Raw genomic sequence first — 24,886 nt, forward strand, 5'->3', positions numbered from 1 at the left:
TATAGGTTTCGTAGATCTTACCAATCAGATTTATTGGCAGGGTCATTTTGAAATTCAGTAACGACACGCTTCAAATCATTGGTTAATGTCACCATGTTTGAGTTCGTTTTATTTTTGATGAACACCCATGATTTGCTGGTCATTTTTGTCGCACCACATTCCGGTGATACATTTTCCAGTTTACCACCTGAAGCTTTTGATTTCGCATCGCCTACGTGAAAGAAATCCGTTGCGATATAACGATACTTACCATCTTTAATAAAGACGGAAAGTGTAAATGTTACCGGGCTTTTTTCATTTGCGCTTCCATTGACATTCGGATATTCAACTGTTGTAGATGCATTGTATACCAATTTATCAGCAGTTTCTTCTTTAAGCGTAAAACCTTGTTTGGTTGCCCACTCTTTTACAACTTTAGTAAGATCTGCAGGTTTAACACCAGCAGCATCTACAACTTCAAGGTACGTGATTTTACCTGTGCCTGCATCAACAGGAAGGTTTTGAGCAAACAATGAACAGGTAATTCCGAAAAATACTGAAATGCTTAATAAGAGATGTCTCATAGAATAGTTCTTAGGTTTATACATACAATTGAATAATTTAACTTATTCAAGGTATAATATACTTTATCGAAGTAAAAAAGTAAAATTTTGACCTGATTTTATTTAGCCAACAAGTAATAAGTTCTATGTTTTGGGTTTTAAGGCTGCTTCCTTCGACCTAAAACATAGAACTTAAACTTCTTTAATTTATTATTTTATCCAGGCTTGTAACAACGGCTGCCAGGCGGATTGCATCCCATACGCGTTCTTCACTTGCCCCCATTTCCCTTACAGAATGTTCGTGCGCGTTCACACACATTTCACACCCGTTCACAGCGCTTACCGCAAGGCTGATGAGTTCGAAAAACTCTTTGCCAAGCACAGGTTTCATCATAATATTCATTTTGATTTTAGCCTGCATGGTATTGTAAGATTCTTTCTGCTGAAAATGTCTGAAGCGGTAGAATACATTATTGCCAGCCAATAAACTCGCACAGGAGATTGCTTCATTTTGCTCTTCCACGGTTGCACCTTTTTCTTCAGCCAGTGTCCGGAAGCCGGCAATGAGCGAATTATTTTTCTGATTCGCAGCGATGGCCAAGGCCAGCAGAGCTGTTTCTTTTTCACTCATCGTTGCTGATGAAAGTACATTGCTCACATTCACTTTAAGATCCCTGGTGTAGCGGGAGTCGGCCTGGTCAAGCAGCTGCAATACTTCAGGCATGCTGTTTTCAATGCGCAACAGACTTACAAGTTCAGTTGTTGTTTCAGATAATTGTACCATGATATCGTTTTGTTATAGCGGAGCATTCATTACAATGCTCCTTTGTGAATAGTTTAAACATGAATTGTTTCCTGGCCTTTTTCCCAGTTGCATGGGCATAGCTCATCGGTCTGCAAGGCATCCAGTACACGAATCACTTCTTTTACATTTCTCCCCACATTCAGGTCATTGACACTTACCCAACGGATGATACCCTGCGGGTCAATGATGAATGTGGCACGTAGAGCAACTTTCTCAACCGGTTCCAAAATCCCTAATTCTTCTGCCAGCGATTTGGATGTATCCGCCAGCATGGGAAATTTCAATCCGCGTAAATCGTCGTGATCTCTTCTCCAGGCAGCATGTACAAACTCTGAATCTGTAGAAGCTCCGATCAATGTTGTATCGCGATCCCTGAATTCTCCATACGCATTATTGAACTCTGCAATCTCCGTCGGACAAACAAACGTGAAGTCTTTCGGCCACCAGAACATCACTGTCCATTGATTGTTATCATTCACCAGATTTTCTGAAGAAATATCTGCGAATTCTTTGCCTTTTTCTAAGGATACAACGGCTGTTTTTTTAAATGCGGGGAATGTACTTCCTACGCTTAAGATTCTATTTTGCATAACTCTGAATGGTTTTGTGTAATTGACTGATACAAATTTGGCTGAACTTGAACTATAATTCAAATTGATTGTTTTTATATTAATATAGATTTTAACTATATTTAAATATGTTAGCAATTACCCTTACCCAACTGGAATACATTATAGCTGTAGATACATACAGACATTTTGTAACCGCCTCTGAAAAATGTTTTGTGACGCAGCCGACGTTGAGCATGCAGATCAAGAAACTGGAAGATGAATTAGGGGTAATCATTTTCGATCGCACGAAACAACCCATTGTGCCGACTGAAATAGGCGCAAAGATCATTGAGCAGGCGCGTGTTACCCTGAGCGCAGGAAAGAAGATTGCCGAACTAATTAAAGAAAACAGTGAAACGGTTTCCGGAGAATTAACCATAGGAATCATTCCTTCTCTTGCACCTTATTTATTGCCTCGGTTTATCGGCTCCTTCACAGAAAAATATCCGCTGGTTAAAGTGAAGATCGTTGAGCTTATGACAGAAGAGATTGTGTCGCAGCTGAAGAAAGATCTGATTGATGTGGGAATCCTGGTAACTCCATTAAGTGAAGCAGGGGTTATAGAGAAACCTTTATTCTATGAAAAAATGGTTTTATATATTCACGCAAACCATCCCCTGGCTAAAAAGAAAGTTTTAAAAACAACAGATATTGCGACACCAGATCTCTGGCTGTTAAGTAAAGGACATTGTTTTCGGTCTCAGGTGTTGAATCTTTGTTCTTATCAACGTTCGGCGCAAAGTGAACTGCCGTTTGAATATGAAAGCGGTTCGTTGGAGACGTTGAAAAAATTTGTTGAAAAAGAAGGCGGTTTTACCTTACTTCCCGAATTGGCAATCGATGATAGCCGTAAACACGCAGATACCAGGATCAAACAATTTGATGTTACACCGCTGCGTGAAGTGAGTTTTGCTTATACCAGAAATTACTCCAAGAAAAGACTGTTGGAATTGCTGGAGACAGAAATTAAAAAATCTGTACCCAAAGCCATGTTAGTCAGAGAAAGAGGAAGTGTGGTTGACTGGCGATAATATTTCCATCGGATCTGAAATACGAACGGGTAAGATGACACTAAAGGTTGGGATACTTCTTAGCCAATGAGTATCCCGTACATTATGCTTATGGTTTTGATGACCCCTTTAAAAATGAGCGTTTGTCAAAATTGGTCAAAAATATTTTAGTCGGTAGCTTGAAGGCAATGCTCCCAGGTTATTTTTTTTCAGTAGGAGTTGCTTCAGCTGTAACAGTTCTACGGGCTTTGATGCGACTAAGCGAAACGTTTGTAATGCCTAAGTAAGATGCAATGTGTCTTTGAGATACACGCATGAAGATGTAAGGACGGTTTTCCAGAAGGCTGTTGAAACGTTGTTCCGGAGTTTCAGAAAGATATGAGTGTAAGTGATTTGAATAATAAATCAAACGGGACATAAGAATGTTTGTCGTAACACTAGCCATTTCAGGCAAGGTTAAGACCATTGCATTCAGCATGTCTTTGGTCAGATAATAAATCGTGCATTGCTCGATTGTTTCAATAAAATAATTGCTGGGCAGGTTCCCAAACATGCTTTCAACAGAAGTGAACAATTCGTTTTCAAAAAAGAATTGCATGGTAATGTCTTTGCCGTCTTTTTCAAAACCCATACGAACACTTCCGCTTTCTATGATATAAATCTTATCTGCAATTTCCCCTTTATTCAGCAAGCGTGTTTTAGGAGACAATTCTATTTTATGCAAATACTTTATATAATCCTTCCAGTTTATTTTTAAATCTGACAAGTAATTTGAGTTCTGTGATACCATATTTTTATCGTTTTAGTATTGTTATAAAAATATTTAGTTAACCAAGATACAAAATTTTAAAGTGATGAAAAAGTCTCTTGTGTTATTATTAATATAATAAATTTATTCAAGTAATTGATTTATCAACCTTGCTTAATTCAATTTGTTGTAATTTATCGGCTCGAATTTAATGTAATATTTCGATATAAAAATATGCCATTTATATTTTTAGATATTCTTATATGTTTGTAAAATTCTTTTTTTTAATGAATTAATACAATTGCTTGATGCTTTAAATTAAGTTTGTAACAATAAATGATATGTAATTTGTAAGTGAAATTTTAACTCATACTTTTGCCCTCGCTAGTTTTATATTATTACATATTTTGAATTTAACTTAATTTTTAAAATCATGAATTACAAAAAACTTTTACATGCAGGGCACAACTATCTCCTAAGGATAAGTTTTGTCATAGCTGCCTTATTGTTTTTTTCGAACGTATCCGAAGCCACCCACTTCAGATATGGAAGTATTTCCTGGCAACATGTTTCAGGGAATACTTATCAGATTACCGTATCACAGGCCTGGAGAAAATCTTTTTTCCCGAATGTTGTTCCCGGAGGAATTGTTCAGACCGGAACTATGACACTGGGAGATGGAACTTCTGTTTCTGTTAACCTGCGTGTCACAACCATTGATCCTGTGGAAGACTGGTTTTACGGGGTTTATATTTTCAATAAAACCTATCCGGCAACACCAGCCATAAAAAATTACGATGTGATCTTTACAGGTTGCTGCAGGATCAGTACGTTGCTGAATGCACACGATCAAACATACAGGAGTTTCACAACGGTTAATGTAGGAACGCAGAACAATAACTCTCCGGTTTCAGCCATGGATCCGATCAAAACTGTTCAGCAAAATACATTTGATTCTTTTCAGGTGCCATTCTTTGATTCAGATGCAGATACATTGACCTATCGTCTGGCAACTGCTGCCGACATGGGTGATGTAAATTTTACCATTCCTGCAGGCGTTACGATCAACCCGGCTACCGGGGTTGTTTCTTTCAATACGAACGGATATCCGCTGGGCGCGCAGTTTGCTTTGGGGGTAATAGCCAGTGACGGACATACATCTGTACTGGTTGACTTCATTGTTTCTATTGTGCAACAGTCGACACCACCAAAGTTTGATTATGCGGTAACTCCTCTGAATACCCAAATGATTCAGGTGGCTCCGGGCCAACCGCTACACTTTAATGTAAAAGCGCTGGATACAGACATTGGCAGTACCGTTACGTTAAGTGCTGTCGGTTTGCCGATCGGTTCTTCGCTTTTACCTAATTTGCCAATGACAGGAAACCCGGTGACAACAGCTTTCTCCTGGACTCCGGCAGCGGCACAACTGGGAACGTATGTTGTAAATTTTACTGCAAAGGATAACCTGAATGTACAAACATCAACTTCGGTTACTATTGTTGTGAGTTTAAAACCTGTATTTGATGTTCCGCCTACACCGGCTTATGGAATTGAACTGGCTACAACTCCAGGCACGGCGTTCCAATTTGCCGTGCAGGCATCTGACCTGGATCATGCAGATACAGTACGCATCACAAATGTGTTGAACAAACCTGCAACAGCTACATTAACACCGTTGCCATCTATTGCGGCAAATCCTACAACAGCAAATTTCTCCTGGACACCTGTTGTGTCGGATTGGGGAGAAAGAGAAATTCAGTTTGAAGCAACAGATACATACAATGAAAAAGCATATCATAAAATAGGCCTGATTGTAAACACACCCCCGGTATTTACTTCAACACCTGTTACGAGTGTCGTGGTAAATCATCCGTATAGCTATACCATTACCGGACTTGATCCGGATCTTCCTTATGGAGATTCATTGGAAGTAATCAGTTCTTCAACTCCTTCCTGGCTTACATTTACAGATAACGGAGACGGTACCGGAACACTTACCGGAACACCGGGTCTTGCAGATATAGGTACACATACTGTTACCTTATACCTGGAAGATATCTATCACCATGCGGTTACAAACGGAGTGCCTTCTCAGGTATTCACAATCACCGTTGTTCCATGTACGATTGTAAAGGATTCTTCTTTTGTTAAGAATGTAAACTGTTATGGTTTGGCAAACGGTTCTGCGCAAGTAACATTCAAAGGAGGCTTTGGCCCGTTTACATATGCATGGTCAAATGGTTCTACCGACTCAATCTTAACGAACGTAGCAGCAGGCCTTTACTCAGTTTTGATAACGGATGCATACCATTGTTCCATCTCAGATTCTGTATATATAGCACAGCCGGCTGATTTTATTGCAGACAGTGTTTCTGTTTCAGATTATAACGGTTATGGCGTATCGTGCTACGGTTCTTCAAACGGATCCGCTACTGTATATGCCCATGGCGGTGTAGCGCCTTACCGCACGCTATGGTCAACGGGTGATTCAACAGCTACCGTTAGCGGTTTGACTGCCGGTGACCTGGCTGTATTTGTAACCGATGCACATGGCTGCAGAGATTCAGTTTTTGTAATGCTTAATGAACCAACATTACTTTCTACGGATAGCATTCTTGTTTCAAACGTATCCTGCAACGGTTTTGCCAACGGTTCTGCAACGATACATATCCATGGTGGTGTTCCGGCATACAGAACGCTATGGTCAACAGGCGATACAACAACTACCGTTAGCGGCTTACCTGCCGGTACGTACGTTGCATTCATAACGGATAGAAATGGTTGTACGGATTCCGTTGCGGTAACGATTACACAACCGTCTGTGCTTTCTGCCGATAGTGTTCTTATTTCAAATGTATCCTGCCATGGTTCTTCAAACGGTTCTGCAACGATACATATCCATGGTGGTGTTCCGGCATATAGAACGCTATGGTCAACAGGTGATACAACAACTACCGTTAGCGGCTTACCTGCCGGTACGTACGTTGCATTCATAACGGATAGAAATGGTTGTACGGATTCCGTTGCGGTAACGATTACACAGCCGGCTGAACTGGTTTCAACAATCGGCGGATTGAGTAACTATTCGGGCTTTAATGTTTCCTGCCATGGTGGCAACAATGGTTTCGCAAAAGCAACTGTAACCGGCGGCACAGCTCCGTATACATACCATTGGTCTAATGGAAGTAATATTGCCCAGGCAAACAATCTTTCTGCAGCAACTTATTTTGTTATAGCAACAGATGTAAATGGTTGTATAGATTCTGCCTTTGTAAGCTTAACAGAACCTGCTGCATTTACAGCAACCATTACGAGTCCGAAAGTTCTGGGAGCATATAATACAAGCTGTTCAACAGATGGTGATGGTTCATGCACAGTTGTGCCTGTTGGCGGCACTGCCCCTTTCAAAATCTTATGGAATACTTCTGCCACTACTGCAACAATTACAAATCTTATTGCTGATACATATTCAGTTGTTCTTACCGATAAAAATGGCTGTATAGCAAATAAATCCATTACACTAAGCAGACCGGAAAATTGCAATTGCGTAACAACTCCGCCAGTACCTGCCGTATCCTGCTCAACCTGTACGAAAGTATTGGATGGCCAGTCAAACTCTGTGATCAATACAGGAGACAATGCATGTATCGTAAACGCATTCGCAGGTAGTGTAAGCATGAATGGTGGTAACTTAATTATCTGCGGAAATGCTGTATTACAATGGTTGACGATCCCAAACAATAGTAAAGTAACAGTGCTTGGTACGTTAACCGTTAGCGGTATCAACTTTAACGGAACGAATGCTATCCTTGAAAACTTTGGTACGATAACCGTGAATTCAAACCTGAATGCAGCCGGGAAAATCACAAATAACAAAACGTTGATCGTTAAACAAGGTGTTAACCTGAATGCCGGAAGTTCTCTTGTGAACAATGGGGTATTCACGATTGCAGCAGACCTGGCAAACAATGGTTCTTTTGTGAATAATGGCTCGCTGGGTGTTGGGAATACAGTGTACAACAATGCAAGCTCTTCGATGTTGAACAATTGCACAACAAAAGCACGTTCGTACTTTGTAAACAGCAATGTTGTATTTGCGAATAACGGTACACTGGATGTTACAAACGACATCCGCTTTAATTCAGCGATTGGTACGGTTGCCGGAGGTTCGATACTACGCTCACATGATGTATATCTCAATTCGACTACGTTGACAGGTTCTACAGCATCCTGTGCATTGATCAGCTCTGCTTCATATACACAAATCAATCAGACAACACTTTCGGGAAAAATTTCACTATGTGACGCAAACGGATATGAAGTAAAAAATAGCTTATCATTGTTATCCGGAGCAAATTCAAGCTGTACTACCTGTGCATATACTGGTTCTGCAAATCCTTCATTGCGTGATGCTGCTGATATAGATAACTCAAGCGTACAAACTGTAAGTGGTTTAAGCGTATATCCAAACCCGGTATCAAAAGGTATGACCATAACGCTTGAAAATGCATTTGACGTAGCAGCAGTTTCCATTATTGATAATACAGGAAGAGAACTGCTATCGGCTGTAACAAGCGAGATTAACATTACAAACTTAAGTACAGGAATTTATATTGTTAAAGTACAGGACGTGTTAGGCAATACAACACTGACAAAACTTGTAGTTGAATAATAGTCAATTTTTGTACAGAACACCAAATAGGGGACGCAACCAGCTGCGTCCCCTAATAATATTTAAACGGTTGCAGGATGCACATGCATTCTGTTTTATAACATACAAAAAACGGTTTGATTATGAAGAAAAATTTACAAAAGCTATTGGTATCAGGAGCAGTACTGCTGCTGGTATTTATTTGCACAGATCTTTCAGCAAAAGTATTTACCATTGCAGATGGTGATGTGGCTGCATTAAAAGCAGCGATCACGGAAGCCAATTCAAACGGGCAACCCGACACCATTCATCTTGCGCCCTACGGTACGTATACGCTTACCACGGTTGAGGATAATTTTACAGGCGACATGGGATTACCAATGATTACTGATGATGGCGCTGTAACAAATTTTTTACAGATATTCGGTAATGGCTCAACTTTGACCAGAGATCTGTCAGCGCCAAAATTCAGGCTGATGTATTCTTTGTATGGAGAGTTGTATATCAACGATCTTCACTTTACAAACGGAGAACTTAGCTCAGGAAGCAATTCAGGGGGCGCATTGGCGGTAAACGGCGGACATTGCCATATTTCAAACTGCACGTTTTCAAATAATAAAACATCTTTTTCCGGCGGGGCCATTCATATTTCTGTACCAGCAATAACAATCATAAGTAACTCAACTTTTTATGGCAACACAGCTCCATTTGGTTCTGCGATCTACAAATTCGGTGATGCTGAAGCATACATCAACAGTTGTACGATCTCTGGCAATACTGCTACAGGCCCAACAAGCGGTGGTACCGTTGACAATTCAAGTACGACAAAGTACATTTATTTCGCGAATTCAATTGTTACCAATAATACGATTACAGCTGCTGGCGGCGCAGAGGTAAACGGAGGAATTGTTGGGCAGGGCGGCAATATAATAGGTTCTGCAAATGCATCGCTGGTGAGTGTCGGCAATCCAAATAGTTCTGGTGATTATGTAGGAACCGTCGCAGCTCCGTATGATGCCAAAGTAAACACGTTGGCCGATAATGGTGGCTTTACAAAAACAGTTTCATTACAAGCAGGGAGCATGGCCATCAACAAAGGCGATGTAGCGAATCTGATTACCCTGGATCAGCGTGGTTATGCACGCGTTGGCGTAACGGATGCCGGAGCATTTGAATATGGAGCGACATCCGCTTCGCCGGTCATTGCAACAACTGGCCTGAATAAAACAATGGGTCCGATCGGTACGGTATTGACTATTTCGGGTGCAAATATGAGCGGTATTACACAGATAAAATTTTCCGGTTCAGCGGCTGTAACTTCAGGCTTTACAAACAACACGGCTACATCTGTTACAGTTACAGTTCCAGCAGGTACAACAACAGGTAAAGTAACGGTAACAACAGCGGCCGGTACTTCGGCAGCAAGTCTGCAGACATTTACAATCGGCATCCCTAAACCTGTTATTGCAAGCACAGGTTTGAGTGTAACCAGCGGCCCAATCGGAACTGTATTGACAATTACCGGAACAGACTTTGATAATATCACGCAGATCAAATTTCAGGGAGCTACAGCTGTTACAACGGGTTTCACCAATAATACATCAACATCTGTGACAGTAACAGTACCTGCAGGAACAACTTCAGGTAAGATCACTGTAACCACTACAGGCGGAACATCTGCGCTTAGTACACAATCATTCACGGTAACAGCTCCGCTTCCTGTCATCGCATCGTCGGGATTGAGCGTTGACCACGGCACCATCGGCAGCTCGCTAACCATCAGCGGAACAAACTTTAGCGGCATAACAAAAGTGAGCTTCCAGAATGCAGATGTGACTTCGGGTTTCACCAATAATACATCAACGTCTGTAACTGTAACAGTGCCTACAGACGCTACGACCGGACAGATTACGGTAACCACTGCTGCCGGAACATCGGCGCTGAGCACACAGACGTTTACCATTGACAATCCAATGGCTTTAAAAGATGCATTGCTGACAGACATGCAGATTTACCCGAACCCGGTTGAGGAAACCTGTTTCATTCAACTGAATAAAAACATGGATCTTACTACCGCTACGATTTATTCAGCAACCGGTGAAGAAGTCAAACAGGTAGAATTAAATACATTAAAAACAGAAATCGATACCCGGGATCTTTCAGCAGGCATTTTTATTCTGACAGTAAAAAATACAGCAGGGGAATCTGCAAGTTACAGACTGGTCAGGAACTAATATTATTTAAGCTATGGAATAAAAAGGTCCTTCTGAAGTTATCGGAAGGACCTTTTATGTATAATGAAAGTGTGTTTTGTATTATGCTGCTTCCAGACTGTATTTTTTCAATACCTGGTAGTGTGATTGAAGTGCTGTAAAGAAAGTGTCGTTATATAAGTAAGGTACACCCATGGATTCAGCCGTTTCTTTAACAATTTTTGAAATCGCCGGATAGTGAATATGACAAACCTTAGGGAACAAATGGTGTTCAACCTGGAAATTCAATCCACCACAAATAAAGCTGGTAAGGAATGAGTTCATACCGAAGTTCGCAGTCGTACACATTTGATGCACAGCCCACGCTTCTTCAATGTTTCCGGCTTCGTTTGTAGCAGGGAAAGAAGTTTCTTCAACTACGTGTGCTAATTGGAACACAAGACCCAGTGTGAAGCCCATTGCAAAGTGCATGGCAATGAAACCGATCAGGAATTGCCACCAAGTAATATCCAGAACGATAAATGGTATTACAATGAAAATTGCATAGTTGATTGCCTTATATACGAACAATTCTACATAATCTCTTGTCGTGTAATGATTCGTTACATGCTGGCCGATCTTATCCTGGAACATCTTCATGTAATCTTTGCGGAATACCCAGGAAAGGCTGGCAAAGCCATACAGGAAGAAAGCGTATAAATGCTGGAAACGCTGAACCTTGCTTTTTTTATCTCCCGCAGTTAAACGGATCAGGCCCGGAGCGACAATCAGGTCTTCATCATGCTCTTCGATATTGGTGAAGGTATGGTGAACAATGTTGTGGCTTACCACCCATACTGAAATGTTCGCGCCAAGAATATTGAATGTATAAGCGAGCAGGTTGTTTACCCATTCTTTTGAAGAGTAAGAACCGTGCATGGCATCATGTGAAATGTTAAACGCAGATGCTGCCTTGAAAACGCCCATGAGCATGGCCAATAGAAGCATGCCCCAGATTGAAAAACTTTGGGATAAAATTAACCCATAGAATACCCAAACACCACCAAAGAAAAAGATGCTTTTAAAAATCATCAAAGCATTCGCATTTTTTGAAATGTTGTTTTCTTTAAAGTATTGATCAACATTTCGTTTCACTGTTACAAAGAACTGAGAATTTTTGGTGTCAATAAATTTTAAACGTGTTGTTGCAGACATTTTTTAGGGAACAATAAGTTGAATGTACTCGATATCTATAAGTAAGTATAGATTTTCATAAATTTACGACAAATCAACGAGTCATTCGGTCTTATGTAAGAATAAATATCGGGAAAATGATAAATAATACCCCTAAAAGTGTATTAAATGACATTTATCAGGTTTTTAGAGAATAAATTCTCGTTCTTACAGGAGAAAATTTCGTTGACAGTTGTTTTGTAATTCTTAATACGTAACGATGGAAAGAAAGATATTATTCGTATTGGCCTCTAATACTTTTAGAGATTGTGAATACCTGGTGCCAAGGGCCTTTTTTGAGCAGGCAGGCTTTGAAGTATGTACGGCATCGACCAAAAAAATATCTACGGGGAGGTTTGGTTATCAGGTTCCCAACACCTATTTAATAGAAGAAGTTAAACAACAGGAATTCGAAGGCATTTATTTTGTTGGCGGTGGCGGTTCTGCGGAATATGCTGATAATAAAGCTGCACAAACGCTTTTCAAAGCATTTTTAACGAATAATAAACCAATCGCAGCTATTTGTGCGGCTCCCAGGAATTTCCTGAAATGGGGTTTGCTGGAAAATAAAAAAGCAACGGGTTTTGATGCCGACGGTGTATTTTCTGAGTTAGCTCTGCAATACGGAGCAACTGCCATGCCCGGGGAGAAAGTGGTAACCGATGGTTTGATCCTGACTGCAAATGGTCCGGAAGCTTCGGAAGAAAGTGCATTGAAATACATGGAATTATTAAACCGGACAAATACAAATAAATAGATATATGTCGATTATTATTCATGTTCCCGATCATATACTCTATGAAGACAAATCTATTCTGGTAATGAATAAACCGGCGAGCCTGATGGTAGAGCCAGACCGGAACGGACACCCGAATTTGCTGCAGCAGGTGCAGAAGTATATCCGTAAATCCACGCATCCGAATAATGAGGTGTACGCGCAGCATATACATAGACTCGACAGGCCGGTGAGCGGCATTGTTCTGTTTGCAAAAAAGAAATCCATGTTGCGTGATCTGAGTGAGCAGTTTGCCCAGCGCACCGTTAAAAAATTTTACCAGGCGCTCACACCAGTGAATACGAAACCTTCGGCGGGGAAATTAATACACTGGCATTTTAAAGATTCAAAAAATAAAAAAGCTATTCTTCACCTGAGTGAGAAACCTGATTTTGATCCTGTTTCTTTAGCCTATACAAACACTGTATATAAAGAAAAATATTCATTGTGGAACATAGAATTGCATACCGGAAAATACCATCAGATCCGTGCACAATTAGCTGCGGCGGGTTTTCCTATATTGGGAGATATATTATATGGTTCAACGGTTGAATATGCGCCGAACTGTATTGCGCTGCATGCAGGCAGGCTTGAGTTCACACATCCGCTTACCAAAGAACATATGTGTGTGGAGGCAACTCCGCAATGGCTGGTATAGCAGCCGTAATCATAGGAATGAATATTTTGAAAGGCCAATCGAAAGTTCTTTCAGCAACTCATCCCAATCACAGTTCATTAAAAAATCGTATTCATTTTTTCGCTGCAGGTACGAACCCTGCCTGTCTGCCAGCGCCGGGTGACACATCCATTCAATGGTTTGATAGGAAGAAGTATTCAATCGTTTTAACAATTCCGGAACTTGTGTATTGAAGTTGAAATGTTTGTTTGTAAAATCTGTGATGAGCACATCCGGACTGGAAAACTTCCGTAGATTATTTTTAGTGCCTGCACAAAATCCGGCTACAATAATTCTTCTTGTATCATAAATCGAATAAGGCATGCAGTTACGGATCTTTTTAATACCAACCTCATGTAAAGCCTGGGTAATCATGCTGCTCAGAAAGGGGTACTGATGCAGGTGCTGATGACTGTCAGCATGACTCACCTCAATACCGGCATCTTTCAATAAGGTATACTGAGCGTTGATTTCATTATATACATCTTTATAAGTTACTTTTCCTGTAAGCGCTTTTATAAATAACTCCTTCGAAGAAAAAAAAGCACCTGACTCATGCTGGATAGAAGAGGAAGACGTTTTTAAAACAGGCATGCCTGCATTTAAACAAACATGCAGACCAGTAGAAACAGACGATTGGTATGGTTGAATGTTCTGTAACTCCGCCGCTGTACAATGATTTGCCAGTATGCTTACATTCTGAATTTTACCGCTTGTTACAAGATTCAGAATGCCGGCAGTTGCATCTTTGTCCCAGCCATAATCATCGGCATTAAGAATTAGTTTCTTTTGCATGTTTTGTTTGAGAAATAATCGACCGGATGGAATATGGCGACATACGTTTTTGTCCGAAGTAATTATATACACCAACTTCCGCCAGTATCCCGATACTGATGAACAGCATACCCATAATGATCAGTATGGCACAGGAGAAATATTCAACAATGAAATCTTCTTTTACATTGGTTTGAAAAAAGAAACTGCCAATAGCAAAGCCGGCCAGTCCGGTCAGTCCGAAGAAGAGCATACCAGCACCAATACTGCCGAACAAACGGAAAGGTTTTTTCAGATAAGAAACAAAGAATTTCAGGAAGATCAGATCCAGTAATACTTTCCAGACTTTATTCATCTTGTAATTGCTTGTGCCATATAAACGCGGATGAATGGTTATAGGTATTTCAGTATATTTAATTCCCTTTCGCGCAACAATGGCTCCTAAAAAACGGTGGCTGTCGCCCAGCAGATTTGAATGTTTCAGCAGATACGAGCGGTATGCTTTGAACGTAGCGCCGAAATAACTCATCTCAACCTGTGCAAGCCTGCTGATGAGCTTATGTGCCAGAGCAGAGAGTTTACTTTTCAACCAGCTGTCGGGCCTGCTTTCTTTTGCACCGCCAACAAGATCATAACCGGCTTCAATTTTTTCCATGAAGCGGATGATGTCTGCCGGATCATGCTGCAGATCACCGTCCATGGCAATGATCACATCACCCTTCGCCAATTCGAAGCCTGCGCGCAGTGCAATCGTTTGTCCGTAGTTACCAGCCAGGTCAATGCCTTTCAATTCTGAAAAGATCAGGCACATATCAGCAATCATTTTAGCAGAATTATCCATGCTGCCATCGTTTACTAGAATAATTTCAAACTTATAGGGAAGTGAATCAAGCACCTGATGCAGGCGGCTGCAGAGCTCTGCTATATTACTTTCTTCGTTATAGATGGGAACAACAACAGAAATTTTCCTGATGGAAGTATTATGATTGTGCATAACAGGTTTTATTAATGGGTTTGAATATGAAGTAAATGCCTAATGAAGAAATCAGTAATGTGATTATATAAAACAGTAAACCTATACAAACGGCTTTATCTGTTTGTATCATGAAATAATTTGCTGCAATCATGAATGTATATTCCCGCGCGCCTAGTCCCCCTATTGTTAGAGGGATTACAGCAACGATGGAAGAGATCAGGAAAATTAAAATATAGATCCACACATGTTGTTCTATGGACAGGGATCGTATGATGCAGTATGCGCATAGTGATTGGAAGAGTTGCACTGTCCAGGAAAGCATTTCGGTTTTAATAGAAAATATTTTTACCGGAACCAATTTTGAAAGCGTGGCATAATACATCACATTAAGCAGCATCAGTGCCAGCGACAAAACGATGAAATAATTCCCGAACAAAAACAGAATCAGCAGTATGCCGGCAATGTTGCTTAGAGCAATAAGTCCGCTGATTCGGTCGAATAAAATCAGCAACGTTACTTTTTGAGTTTTGTAGCCAAAGTCACGTTCAATCTTAATTACTTTGTATGCATCACCACCAACGCCGCTGGGAAGCATGAAGTTGTAAAGCATACCCAACAGATATAATTTAAAATTGTATCCGCGGGGAATTTTAATACCTGCGTTTGAAAAAATATCGTGGAAACGTGCAGCGGAAATATATTTAGAGCAGGTAAACAGCATCAGTGCAATTGCAAGCCATAAGGCATTTGCCTGACTTAGTACGGCAATCAGATCATGCATAGGAATATGCATGAATACAAAACCCAGTGCAATACCAGTAATGATCAGCTTAAGCAACAGCTTTACATATGGTTGATTATACCGGTTCATTTTTTTACCAGGTAAAGTGTTTGGTTGTTGTAGGAAACAGGAAACTGATAAAAAACAGATGTAAGATGAAGCGAGTCCATCTGTTTTTTTCTTGCGATATAATAATTGCCGGCAACAGGGGCGATGTGTTCGCTATAAATAATCTCGCCTTTACGTGATGTGATGTAATAAAGGATATCGTCGTTTACCGGTGCTTTGTACAAAAGGAAAAGCTTTTCTCCTTTGGTGAGTTCAGCAATGTTGTAACCGATTTTTTTATTCGCGCTCTCAGGAGCTTCTTTTTTTCGTAATGGAAGTATAAATAAATTGAAGTCCATGCGTATGGTCAGCAGTAGTAAAAGAAGCATGACCATGTTGGTAATATTTTCCTTAAAGAGACAAACGAGTAAAATTATAATTGCAACAATGGATGCTGAAGCGATAAAAACTCTGTCTGGAATAAAATTAAAACGTTGTAAAAAGGGAAGTATGCCAATGGCAATAATTGCAGCAACAGCAATAAGTATTAACAAATAGCTGATATAGGATTCTGTTTTTTGCGATCTGAATTTTTCATATGCATAAAAAAGAACCGTGAAGAACATGGGCAGGAACATAAACAGATAACGCGGGCGGGTTTCTGCCGACAACCAGTAAAGCCAAAGGTTACAACCAAAGATGAGTAGAGAAACAAATACAAAATCATTTTCACGGATGACATCCTTGAATTTTTTATTGAAGCAAAAAATAATCAGTAAACTATAAGGCAGGAAATCGATTATAAAATTAAACGGAAATTGTATAATGTGTGCAAGCGTATCGGTAATACTTGTTGATACCGGTGTGCGTTGTGTCGATTGACTGATGAGTGCGCGCAATACTTTTTCAGTGGAAGCATATGTTCCGTATTCATAATAATAGATTGCTACGCAAAGTATAAAAATGGAAATGCCTGCTATGTGCGACCAACTGAAAAGTTTATGGAAAGTTTTTCTGTAAATGAAAACTCCGGTAAGTGTAAATGCCTGAAATGTGCATGCCGGCAGGCCTTTCAGGAAAAAGGCCAGTGTGCATAGCAGATAAGAGCAAATGAAAAGCTGTATGTATTTAGAGGTTTTTGAAAAAATAAGAATGATATAAAAATTTGCAACTATAATAAGCGCGAAAACGGGATCTATATATCCCATCATTGAATCGTAAAATATAATTCTACCGCAGGTTAAAAATGCAATGCTGCTCCACAAAGCTATTTGTTTAGACACATATTTTGAACAAAAAACATAATGAAGAATTGATATCAGGAAGAAACTTATCAGCGGAAGGGTACGTAAAACACCCTCAGAGAAATCTGTGTTTAAAATGAGGCATGCGATAAGCCAATTAAACAAAGGAGGTTTATTTAAATACGCATCGCCGCCTAAGGTTGGGAAAATATAGTTGTCGCTTAAAACCATTTCCAGGGAAACCAACGCACGTGTAGGCTCATCTGCTAATAAGGGCATGAGGCCCAGATTAATAGAATATACTATAGCAATACCAAGAAGAGCCGTTGAAAAATAGACATCTTCTTTTTTGAATTGAATGATCATTTGTTAAATGTATTCAATCGAGGTTAGCTCAACGTTAAAGAAATGTTAAATGGAAATGAAGCTATTGTTAGTGAATTGTTAGCAAGGCATAAAATTGATTGTTTTTAAACCCTGTTTTATTTATTTTATTACTAGCTGCTTATAAAGGGGTATTGTTTGGATTTTTAATCAGATAAAAAATAATGAGTTCAGGTAATAATAATATTGAAGAATTTTTTTTAAAGATAATTTTAAAGACATCTTTTGTTGGAGTTGTATTGGTTACGCTCGCAGATTTTATTTTCAAATCTGAAAAGGTGACCGATAATGCATCTCACATTGTTGATATATCTATTTTAATTTGTTTTGGTGGTGCGATTGTTCTGGACCGCATGAAGAAACACAAGGCATCTATTATTGCTGCTACTTTTTTTCCGCTCTTGTCGTTATTTTATTCTACTATTTTTATTCCCCATTCGCATTCTGCCTTGATTGCCATTTTTGCGATCGGTTTTATTATATCCATATTGCTTGATGGACTCAGCAAAAATTTCATGCATGGCTATATTGCTGCCGGTATGGCGGTGGTTTTATTGTTCCAATTGAAAAACCCAATGTTTTATGGAAAGCATGACAACAATGAAGTGATTACTTCTTTTATTATATATGCGATCGTTTATTTTGTTATAACCTATTCCGCCAGTGCATTAAAGGAAAAGTATAACAGTATTAACCAGGAGCTGCTGGTAAAAAATCATGAACTGATAGAGAAAGGCAAAGCCATTGAAAAACAAAACAAAGAATTGATCGCAAGCGAGAACCAGATGAATGAAATCAATGCACACCTGGAGCAGATTGTTGAAGAGCGGACAAACAATGTAAAAAGTAAAAATGCTTACCTGGTAAAATATGCATTTGCCAATGCGCATCACGTACGCGGACCGCTGGCAAGAATCCTGGGTTTGCTGCAACTGGCTAAAATGGAAGAACAGACAGATTATCCATTTATTCTGGATAAGATTGCACAACAGGCAGCAGAAATTGATGAAGTATTAAAAAATATTAATAAAGAATTAGAAGAAGGGCAGGATATCTTCTTCTAATTCTCAATATTGGTACGAAACCTTATAGGTTTTGTAAACGAAATCACGAATGTTCATTAATCAGCAGTTGTATCGTTTACAAACAACCTCACCGGTAGAAAACCTATAAGGTTTATTTAAACTCTCCAACCTTTACTGAATCAATACAAAGGCGCCCCAGTAATAAGGGTCTTTATAAAGCAGTTTCAATTCTGATTGTGCAGCCTTGAAAGCTTTTTCTTTGTTATTTAACAACAGGTAGTTTTTGTAAAAACTGCTCATTAATTTCTGTGTTGCTTCATCATTCACTTTCCATAAACTCATAATCAGTGCGTCGGCACCGGCTACAAGAAACGCGCGCTGCAGTCCGTAAACACCTTCACCGTTTTTAACATCGCCCAAACCTGTTTCGCAGGCACTCATCACAACGATTTCTGTTTTATCCAGATTCAGGTTCATGACTTCATAAGCCGTTAATACACCATACTCTGCCTTGCCATCTACTGCTGCTTCTGCATTGGCCAGCAGCAGTCCGGAGCGCAGCATGGGATTCAAGGCTGAATGCTCGGATCCGACACCCATGGTTTTATCTTCTTCGGCCTGGGCTTCTTTAATAAAGAATCCATGTGTGGCAATATGCAGGATCTTCGGATTGCTGACTTTACGGATGTTCTGTTCAGTTGCTTCGGCTTGCACATAAGTTGTAACTTTATAGCCTTTCGCCACAAGCTGAATCTTGATGGATTCGATCTCCACCTTCGTTGCCGGCAATGGAGCAATGGTGCCTTCCATACCAAAGGTGGGATTGCCAACCACTACTGCAGTCAAAGATGTTGAAGGAGCGGCCGCTGCTTTTAATTTTATAATATCTTTCGAATTGGAAACAAGCTGGATATTTTTCTTATCCAATAAATAACTGCCATCAGGCAGGCGGAACGTAGAAATGTTCAGCTGGCTGTACACACCATCCTGTGAAACAAAAATGTTTTTCTTTGTTCCGGTTTTTTTATCAATTTCTTCCCAGTATTGTTTATATGATTGCTCATCCGCAACCTTGCTTTTGATGCAGTTGGTATAGTAAGCGCGGTAGCGCTTTTCAAGCAGGTTGCCATCTTTCAACAAAATCAGCTCAGGCATACTCATTTCTTTGGTTAAAACCAATGCTGCATAACGGACGGTGTCTGTTTTTACTTTATTGAATTTAATAAGCTGTATAATTTCTACGGCGGCATCTTCCGTTGAAAGTGCCAGCTGCACATCTTTCCAGTTTACTGCTGTATTTGTATAGCCAGACTTAAAGGCATTGGAACTGGCCGATAGATTTTTTTCTTTCGCATTGGTTGCACGCTCGATGGAGTCCAGATTGATTTTTTGGTCAGCCAGTTCAGCCTTGGACATGGAATACAAACGGGAAAGATTTTCTTTTGCATCCAGCCAGGATTGATATTCTTTGATGAGAGCAGGATCTCCGCTTGAAAGGATCTGCTGTCGGGTTTTGTTGCTGGCATTTAATAACAGCGCCTTGGTAGCCAGCTGGTAAGTATATAATTGTCCGCTGAGCGCTGGTATGCTGCTGTAGGCGTCTGTCACAAAAGATGTATAATGTTCAAAATGAGGATGGATCTTATCCCAGAAGCGGGCTTTTTCAGCATCACTTAAGGCTGCAAAATATTCGTTGATCAGAATCATGTCCTGGTCCAGTACTACCTTGAAACCGGCTGCAGCCTCCGGATATTTTTTTGCCTGCCAGTCGAGCAGCGCTATAGACTCTTTTGTTTGCAGCACATCCGGGTGGTTTTCTCCCAAAGCAGCGATGCGGATGGCAAGCGCTTTATTTAGGTTTGTATACGCCGGTGTTTGCTGGTCCTGTGTTCTGTAATAGGTGCCCAGGTTTTGCAGCACACCTGCATAAGAAGGATGGTTGGCACCGAATTTTTTCAGATAGATATCCGCGGCTTTTTTTAGCAGCGCTTCAACTTCAGTAGTCTTTTTCATCTGCATATATAGTTCAGCCTGAAGGTTCAGCAGGTGCGCATAATCCGGGTGATTAGAGCCCAGTTTTTTTTCTTTGATTGCGATGGCTTTTTTATAGATCTCGTCGGCTTTGGTGTATTCACCCATTTCTTCAAAAAGCAATGCCTGGTTGATTAACAGGCGCTGATAGTTTGTAGACTTCTCAGTTAGTACCATTGAAGCAATGCGGATCGCTTCTGCCAGTAGCTGTTCTGCCTGCTGAAAGCGGCCGGTCTCTTCATAGAGCATCGCCTGGTTGTTTAAGGTAATGGCATATGCCGCAGATTGCTTTCCCGGATTGATGCTGTTTAATTGCACCGATTTTTCAAGCATCTTTTCAGCTTCGGTATAGCGGCCCATATCTTTATATAATACCCCCAGATTGTTGATGGAAGCGGCATAAGCAATGCTTGTTTCTCCGCCCTGTGTTTTGCGGATTTCGATGGCAGATTTTTCAAACTCTTCCGACTTGGAATACCGGCCCATGGTGTGGTAGAGCAGACCGAGGTTGGCAATCACTTTGCTGTAGCTGGCTTCGGAGGTCAGCGCATGGGTTTCATAAATAGCTTTCGAACTTAAAAAAGCATTCTCAGCCGTTTGGAATTTGCTGGATGCATACATCATCTCACCCACTTCATCATTCTGTTCGGCCTGCTGCAGGGGAGTAAGGGATGAGCCGTCACTTTGTTTCAGTACATCCGAGAACAGTTTTTGATTGCGCAGCCATTTTTCTTCATTTTCATATAAACCCGCGTTATCACTTAAAGAAATTGCATAATTAAAGCTGGTGGTGTCGTATTCCGCCTTACTCTTATCCAACTGATTAATCAATAGTCCTTTAGCCTCTTTTGCCAGGACTGAAGTATTAATTCCGCCAATTGAACCGGGAATTTTAGGAAGTTGTGCAAATCCCAGTCCGGGGATTACACATAATAAAAGTATAAATCGAAGGCTCATTACTGCTAAATTTAGATTCAATCTAAATTTAGCAGTAATGAGTTGAAAACGTACAAAAATGCCCTTTTTAAGACCAAAAATTTATTGAATTTGGAGGTAACATTACATGATCCTGTTTTTCAAACGATTTTCTATTGCCAGATTATTTTTTTTCGCAAATAATATGTAAATTTAAAGTCGATTTCCGCTTTAAACCTACTAAAACAATTTATTCTGGTACTATTCTAAGAATAATTAGTTGTAAGTTTTAGAAAAACCCCGATTCTGAAGAAAAACCAAAGATTTTGTAAAAAGGCAGGAAGCCAATACAAATACTTGAAGAACAGAATTTCAAAAAAATTTGTTGGGAGTGTTTAGAGAAATAGCAATAGTATCTGTTCTAATAAAAATATAACAATAGTGTAGATGAGAGAGAACAATCAAACCGGCCTTTATGATTCTAGTTTCGAGCATGACTCATGCGGAATTGGTTTCGTAGCCAACCTGAAAGGTAGAAAATCTCATGAAACAGTTGCGAATGCCCTGCATATGCTTGAGCGTATGGAACACCGTGGTGCATGCGGCTGTGAGACTAATACCGGCGATGGTGCTGGTATCCTTCTTCAGGTTCCCCACGAATTTTTCGTGGATGAATGTGTCAAGATTGGCATTAAGTTGCCAGCCTTTGGCGAGTATGGTGTCGGAATGTTATTCTTACCGAAGGATGAGAAGCTGAAGGAAGAGTGCAAGAAGATATTAAGCCGTCAGGTTGAAAAGCTAGGCATGACGGTTTTAGGTTACAGAGCAGTTCCTACGGATGATTCAATGATTGGCGACAGCGCCATTGCTGTTGAACCGGCAGTAGAACAAATCTTTGTAAAGCGTGCAGAGAGCGTGAAAGACGTAGAGACTTTCGAAAGAAAGCTTTATGTATTGCGTAACTATTCTACACGTATTGTTAAAGAAACATTAAATAATGAGGTAGTGAATCAGCGTTTTTATTTCGCTTCATTCTCTTCCAGAACCATTATATATAAAGGTCAGTTGATGACTGCGCAGGTAAAACAATTCTATCTGGATCTGCAAAAGCCTGAAATGGTTTCTGCATTGGCAGTTGTTCACTCACGTTTCTCTACCAACACATTCCCGTCATTTAAGTTAGCGCAGCCGTTCCGTTACATCGCACACAATGGTGAGATCAACACGGTAAAAGGTAACGTGAACTGGATTCGTGCGCAGGAAGCATTATTAACTTCTACTGTATTTACAAAAGAAGAAATTGAGATGCTCTTACCGATCTGCGATCCGGGCAACTCAGATTCAGCGCACTTAGATAACGTAATTGAATTACTTGTATTAAGCGGTCGTTATTTACCACACGTAATGATGATGCTTGTACCTGAAGCATGGGACGGTAACGAGTCTATGTCTGAGGTAAAACATGCCTTCTACGAATACCATGCTGCCATGATGGAACCTTGGGATGGTCCGGCTTCGATCTCATTCACGAACGGTAAAATTGTAGGTGCAACGCTTGACCGTAACGGTCTGCGCCCTTCCCGTTGGTGCTTGCTGGATGACGATACCGTGATCATGGCATCTGAGGTAGGTGTTATTGAAGTAGATCCGGCAAAAGTAGTTACGAAAGGTCGTCTGCAGCCTGGTAAAATGTTCGTTGCTGATTTAGAGCAGGGACGTATTATCAGTGATGAAGAACTTAAAAATGATATTTGTACACGCCAGCCTTACGGCGAATGGTTGAAAAACAAAATCAAGTTAAGCGAGCAGCCTGAACCGCAGGTTATATATACACAACCGGACGCTGCAGCCTTGTTGAAAAAGCAACAGGTGTTTGGTTATACATCTGAAGATTTGCGTTTGATCCTGGGTGAAATTGCTACAACTGCCTACGAGCCGCTTGGTTCAATGGGTATAGATACACCGCTTGCAATTTTATCCGATCAGGCAATGCACCTGTCTGCGTACTTCAAGCAATTGTTTGCACAAGTAACTAACCCGCCGATCGATCCGATCCGTGAGCGTATGGTTATGTCGCTTGTATCGTATGTAGGTGGTTCATTAAACCTGTTGGATGAATCTCCATACCACTGCCGTATGGTTGAATTGCATCAGCCGGTGTTAACCAACAACGATTTAGAAAAACTTCGTCAGATCGATGATAAACATTTCCAGACAAAAGCGTTGGAAATTACTTTCAAAGCAGACGAACAGCCGGGTAGCCTGGAAAAAGCATTGACACGTATCTGCAAGTATGCTTCAGATGCTGTAAATGATGGCTACTCTATTATATTATTAACAGACCGTAAAGTTGACAGCGGACATACGCCAATCCCTTCATTATTGGCTACTGCAGCGGTACACCACCACCTGATCCGTGAAGGTCAGCGCGGTAAAGTCGGTATTGTGGTAGAATGCGGTGATGCATGGGAGGTACACCACTTTGCAACATTGATCGGTTACGGTGCATCTGCCATCAACCCGTACTTAGCGTTCGAAACCATTATTGGTATGAAGCGCAGCGGCGAATTGCAGACAGAATTGACAGAAGAGAAATTAACATACAACTTTATTAAAGCAATTGATAATGGTTTGTTAAAAGTATTCTCTAAAATGGGTATCTCTACACTTCAGTCATACCAGGGTGCGCAGATTTTCGAAGCATTGGGTATTAGCTCTGAAGTAATTGATAAATACTTTACGAATACCGTTTCAAGAATCGGCGGTCTGTCATTAGACGGCATCGCGAAAGAAGCGTTGATCAAGCATCAGCAGGCATATCCGAAAGTGCCGGTACCTCGTCCGAAACTGGAAGTGGGCGGTATCTATCAGTGGAAGCGCCGTGGTGAATTCCACTTGTTCAATCCGCAAACGATCCACTTATTGCAGCAGGCTTGCCGCAAAGGCGATTATCAGGTGTTCAAGAAATACTCGAACCTGATTGATGACCAGAGCGTGAAAGCGGTTACACTGCGTGGTTTACTGAAATTCAAACAGACACGTGATTCTATATCCATCGATGAGGTAGAACCGGCAGCAAATATCTTCAAACGTTTTGCTACAGGTGCGATGTCATTCGGTTCAATCTCTCATGAAGCGCACTCTACACTTGCGATTGCGATGAACCGCATCGGCGGTAAATCAAACTCCGGTGAAGGTGGTGAAGATGAGATCCGTTTTGAGCGTAAAGCAAACGGAGACTGGGAGCGTTCAGCCATCAAGCAGGTTGCATCAGGTCGTTTCGGTGTTACAAGTTACTACTTAGCCAATGCTGATGAGTTACAAATTAAAATGGCACAAGGCGCGAAGCCGGGTGAAGGCGGTCAGTTACCAGGTCACAAAGTTGATGACTGGATCGGACGTGTACGTCACTCTACGCCGGGTGGAGGTTAGCTTTCTCCTCCTCCGCACCACGATATTTAT

The 24,886-nt window shown here is 40.6% G+C and carries 17 protein-coding genes; 7 read left to right on the forward strand and 10 right to left on the reverse strand.

Annotated features, from left to right (window positions below; translation table 11 throughout):
* Nucleotides 1–17 precede the first annotated feature (17 nt).
* From ACTHJT_RS14895 to ACTHJT_RS14905, 3 genes are all read right to left on the reverse strand, one after another.
* Nucleotides 18–563, reverse strand: coding sequence for a hypothetical protein (locus ACTHJT_RS14895; protein WP_440239606.1), 546 nt, complete (start codon nt 561–563; stop codon nt 18–20).
* Nucleotides 564–744: 181 nt separating this feature from the next.
* Nucleotides 745–1,326, reverse strand: a complete 582-nt coding sequence (locus ACTHJT_RS14900) for a carboxymuconolactone decarboxylase family protein (RefSeq protein WP_440239608.1) — start codon at nt 1,324–1,326, stop codon at nt 745–747.
* A 53-nt stretch (nt 1,327–1,379) separates the two neighbouring features.
* On the reverse strand, nt 1,380–1,937 hold the full coding sequence (locus ACTHJT_RS14905) for a peroxiredoxin (protein WP_440239610.1): 558 nt from the start codon (nt 1,935–1,937) through the stop codon (nt 1,380–1,382).
* Between the two features lie 107 nt (nt 1,938–2,044).
* On the opposite strand from ACTHJT_RS14905, the gene ACTHJT_RS14910 reads away from it, so the two are divergent.
* The gene (locus ACTHJT_RS14910; protein ID WP_440239612.1) at nt 2,045–2,989 is read left to right on the forward strand and encodes a hydrogen peroxide-inducible genes activator; all 945 of its coding nucleotides are present in this window, start codon (nt 2,045–2,047) and stop codon (nt 2,987–2,989) included.
* A 178-nt stretch (nt 2,990–3,167) separates the two neighbouring features.
* Here the strand turns inward: ACTHJT_RS14910 and ACTHJT_RS14915 are convergent, their stop codons facing one another.
* Nucleotides 3,168–3,758, reverse strand: a complete 591-nt coding sequence (locus ACTHJT_RS14915; protein WP_440239614.1) for a Crp/Fnr family transcriptional regulator — start codon at nt 3,756–3,758, stop codon at nt 3,168–3,170.
* A 391-nt stretch (nt 3,759–4,149) separates the two neighbouring features.
* Between ACTHJT_RS14915 and ACTHJT_RS14920 the strand changes: the two genes are divergently transcribed.
* Nucleotides 4,150–8,391 (forward strand): T9SS type A sorting domain-containing protein, encoded by a 4,242-nt coding sequence (locus ACTHJT_RS14920; protein ID WP_440239616.1) that lies wholly within the window; start codon nt 4,150–4,152, stop codon nt 8,389–8,391.
* A gap of 122 nt (nt 8,392–8,513) precedes the next feature.
* Nucleotides 8,514–10,604, forward strand: a complete 2,091-nt coding sequence (locus ACTHJT_RS14925) for a choice-of-anchor Q domain-containing protein (RefSeq protein ID WP_440239618.1) — start codon at nt 8,514–8,516, stop codon at nt 10,602–10,604.
* Between the two features lie 81 nt (nt 10,605–10,685).
* Here the strand turns inward: ACTHJT_RS14925 and ACTHJT_RS14930 are convergent, their stop codons facing one another.
* Nucleotides 10,686–11,777, reverse strand: a complete 1,092-nt coding sequence (locus ACTHJT_RS14930; protein ID WP_440239620.1) for a fatty acid desaturase family protein — start codon at nt 11,775–11,777, stop codon at nt 10,686–10,688.
* A 238-nt stretch (nt 11,778–12,015) separates the two neighbouring features.
* On the opposite strand from ACTHJT_RS14930, the gene ACTHJT_RS14935 reads away from it, so the two are divergent.
* Nucleotides 12,016–12,552 (forward strand): DJ-1/PfpI family protein, encoded by a 537-nt coding sequence (locus ACTHJT_RS14935; RefSeq protein ID WP_440239622.1) that lies wholly within the window; start codon nt 12,016–12,018, stop codon nt 12,550–12,552.
* A 4-nt stretch (nt 12,553–12,556) separates the two neighbouring features.
* A complete protein-coding gene (locus ACTHJT_RS14940; protein ID WP_440239624.1) occupies nt 12,557–13,228 on the forward strand; it encodes an RluA family pseudouridine synthase in 672 nt (223 codons plus the stop codon).
* Nucleotides 13,229–13,237: 9 nt separating this feature from the next.
* Here the strand turns inward: ACTHJT_RS14940 and ACTHJT_RS14945 are convergent, their stop codons facing one another.
* From ACTHJT_RS14945 to ACTHJT_RS14960, 4 genes are read right to left on the reverse strand one after another with little or no spacing between them, the layout of a single operon-like run.
* The gene (locus ACTHJT_RS14945) at nt 13,238–14,041 is read right to left on the reverse strand and encodes a ChbG/HpnK family deacetylase (RefSeq protein ID WP_440239626.1); all 804 of its coding nucleotides are present in this window, start codon (nt 14,039–14,041) and stop codon (nt 13,238–13,240) included.
* Entirely contained in the window at nt 14,019–15,014 is a 996-nt protein-coding gene (locus ACTHJT_RS14950; RefSeq protein WP_440239628.1) for a glycosyltransferase family 2 protein, read from the reverse strand. The genes ACTHJT_RS14945 and ACTHJT_RS14950 overlap by 23 nt, the downstream gene beginning before the upstream one ends.
* Complete coding sequence (locus tag ACTHJT_RS14955) at nt 15,001–15,867, reverse strand: lysylphosphatidylglycerol synthase transmembrane domain-containing protein (RefSeq protein ID WP_440239630.1); 867 nt, start codon at nt 15,865–15,867, stop codon at nt 15,001–15,003. Before ACTHJT_RS14955 ends, ACTHJT_RS14950 begins: the two co-directional genes overlap by 14 nt.
* On the reverse strand, nt 15,864–17,435 hold the full coding sequence (locus tag ACTHJT_RS14960; protein ID WP_440239632.1) for an ArnT family glycosyltransferase: 1,572 nt from the start codon (nt 17,433–17,435) through the stop codon (nt 15,864–15,866). The genes ACTHJT_RS14955 and ACTHJT_RS14960 overlap by 4 nt, the downstream gene beginning before the upstream one ends.
* 182 nt (nt 17,436–17,617) lie before the next feature.
* Between ACTHJT_RS14960 and ACTHJT_RS14965 the strand changes: the two genes are divergently transcribed.
* On the forward strand, nt 17,618–18,517 hold the full coding sequence (locus tag ACTHJT_RS14965) for a hypothetical protein (protein ID WP_440239634.1): 900 nt from the start codon (nt 17,618–17,620) through the stop codon (nt 18,515–18,517).
* Between the two features lie 132 nt (nt 18,518–18,649).
* Here ACTHJT_RS14965 and ACTHJT_RS14970 read toward each other — a convergent pair whose 3' ends face one another.
* Nucleotides 18,650–21,466 (reverse strand): CHAT domain-containing tetratricopeptide repeat protein, encoded by a 2,817-nt coding sequence (locus ACTHJT_RS14970; RefSeq protein WP_440239636.1) that lies wholly within the window; start codon nt 21,464–21,466, stop codon nt 18,650–18,652.
* Nucleotides 21,467–21,871: 405 nt separating this feature from the next.
* On the opposite strand from ACTHJT_RS14970, the gene gltB reads away from it, so the two are divergent.
* Nucleotides 21,872–24,856 (forward strand): glutamate synthase large subunit, encoded by a 2,985-nt coding sequence (gene gltB / locus ACTHJT_RS14975; protein WP_440239638.1) that lies wholly within the window; start codon nt 21,872–21,874, stop codon nt 24,854–24,856.
* Nucleotides 24,857–24,886: the final 30 nt, after the last annotated feature.

The sequence above is a fragment of the Cytophaga sp. genome (genome assembly GCF_051961495.1).
Classification (GTDB): Bacteria; Bacteroidota; Bacteroidia; order Cytophagales; family Cytophagaceae; genus Cytophaga.

Coding starts and splice junctions, on each gene's coding strand:
- ACTHJT_RS14895 (WP_440239606.1), bottom strand. CDS start 563: ATGAGACATCTCTTATTAAGCATTTCAGTATTTTTCGGAATTACCTGT.
- ACTHJT_RS14900 (WP_440239608.1), bottom strand. CDS start 1,326: ATGGTACAATTATCTGAAACAACAACTGAACTTGTAAGTCTGTTGCGC.
- ACTHJT_RS14905 (WP_440239610.1), bottom strand. CDS start 1,937: ATGCAAAATAGAATCTTAAGCGTAGGAAGTACATTCCCCGCATTTAAA.
- ACTHJT_RS14910 (WP_440239612.1), top strand. CDS start 2,045: ATGTTAGCAATTACCCTTACCCAACTGGAATACATTATAGCTGTAGAT.
- ACTHJT_RS14915 (WP_440239614.1), bottom strand. CDS start 3,758: ATGGTATCACAGAACTCAAATTACTTGTCAGATTTAAAAATAAACTGG.
- ACTHJT_RS14920 (WP_440239616.1), top strand. CDS start 4,150: ATGAATTACAAAAAACTTTTACATGCAGGGCACAACTATCTCCTAAGG.
- ACTHJT_RS14925 (WP_440239618.1), top strand. CDS start 8,514: ATGAAGAAAAATTTACAAAAGCTATTGGTATCAGGAGCAGTACTGCTG.
- ACTHJT_RS14930 (WP_440239620.1), bottom strand. CDS start 11,777: ATGTCTGCAACAACACGTTTAAAATTTATTGACACCAAAAATTCTCAG.
- ACTHJT_RS14935 (WP_440239622.1), top strand. CDS start 12,016: ATGGAAAGAAAGATATTATTCGTATTGGCCTCTAATACTTTTAGAGAT.
- ACTHJT_RS14940 (WP_440239624.1), top strand. CDS start 12,557: ATGTCGATTATTATTCATGTTCCCGATCATATACTCTATGAAGACAAA.
- ACTHJT_RS14945 (WP_440239626.1), bottom strand. CDS start 14,041: ATGCAAAAGAAACTAATTCTTAATGCCGATGATTATGGCTGGGACAAA.
- ACTHJT_RS14950 (WP_440239628.1), bottom strand. CDS start 15,014: ATGCACAATCATAATACTTCCATCAGGAAAATTTCTGTTGTTGTTCCC.
- ACTHJT_RS14955 (WP_440239630.1), bottom strand. CDS start 15,867: ATGAACCGGTATAATCAACCATATGTAAAGCTGTTGCTTAAGCTGATC.
- ACTHJT_RS14960 (WP_440239632.1), bottom strand. CDS start 17,435: ATGATCATTCAATTCAAAAAAGAAGATGTCTATTTTTCAACGGCTCTT.
- ACTHJT_RS14965 (WP_440239634.1), top strand. CDS start 17,618: ATGAGTTCAGGTAATAATAATATTGAAGAATTTTTTTTAAAGATAATT.
- ACTHJT_RS14970 (WP_440239636.1), bottom strand. CDS start 21,466: ATGAGCCTTCGATTTATACTTTTATTATGTGTAATCCCCGGACTGGGA.
- gltB (WP_440239638.1), top strand. CDS start 21,872: ATGAGAGAGAACAATCAAACCGGCCTTTATGATTCTAGTTTCGAGCAT.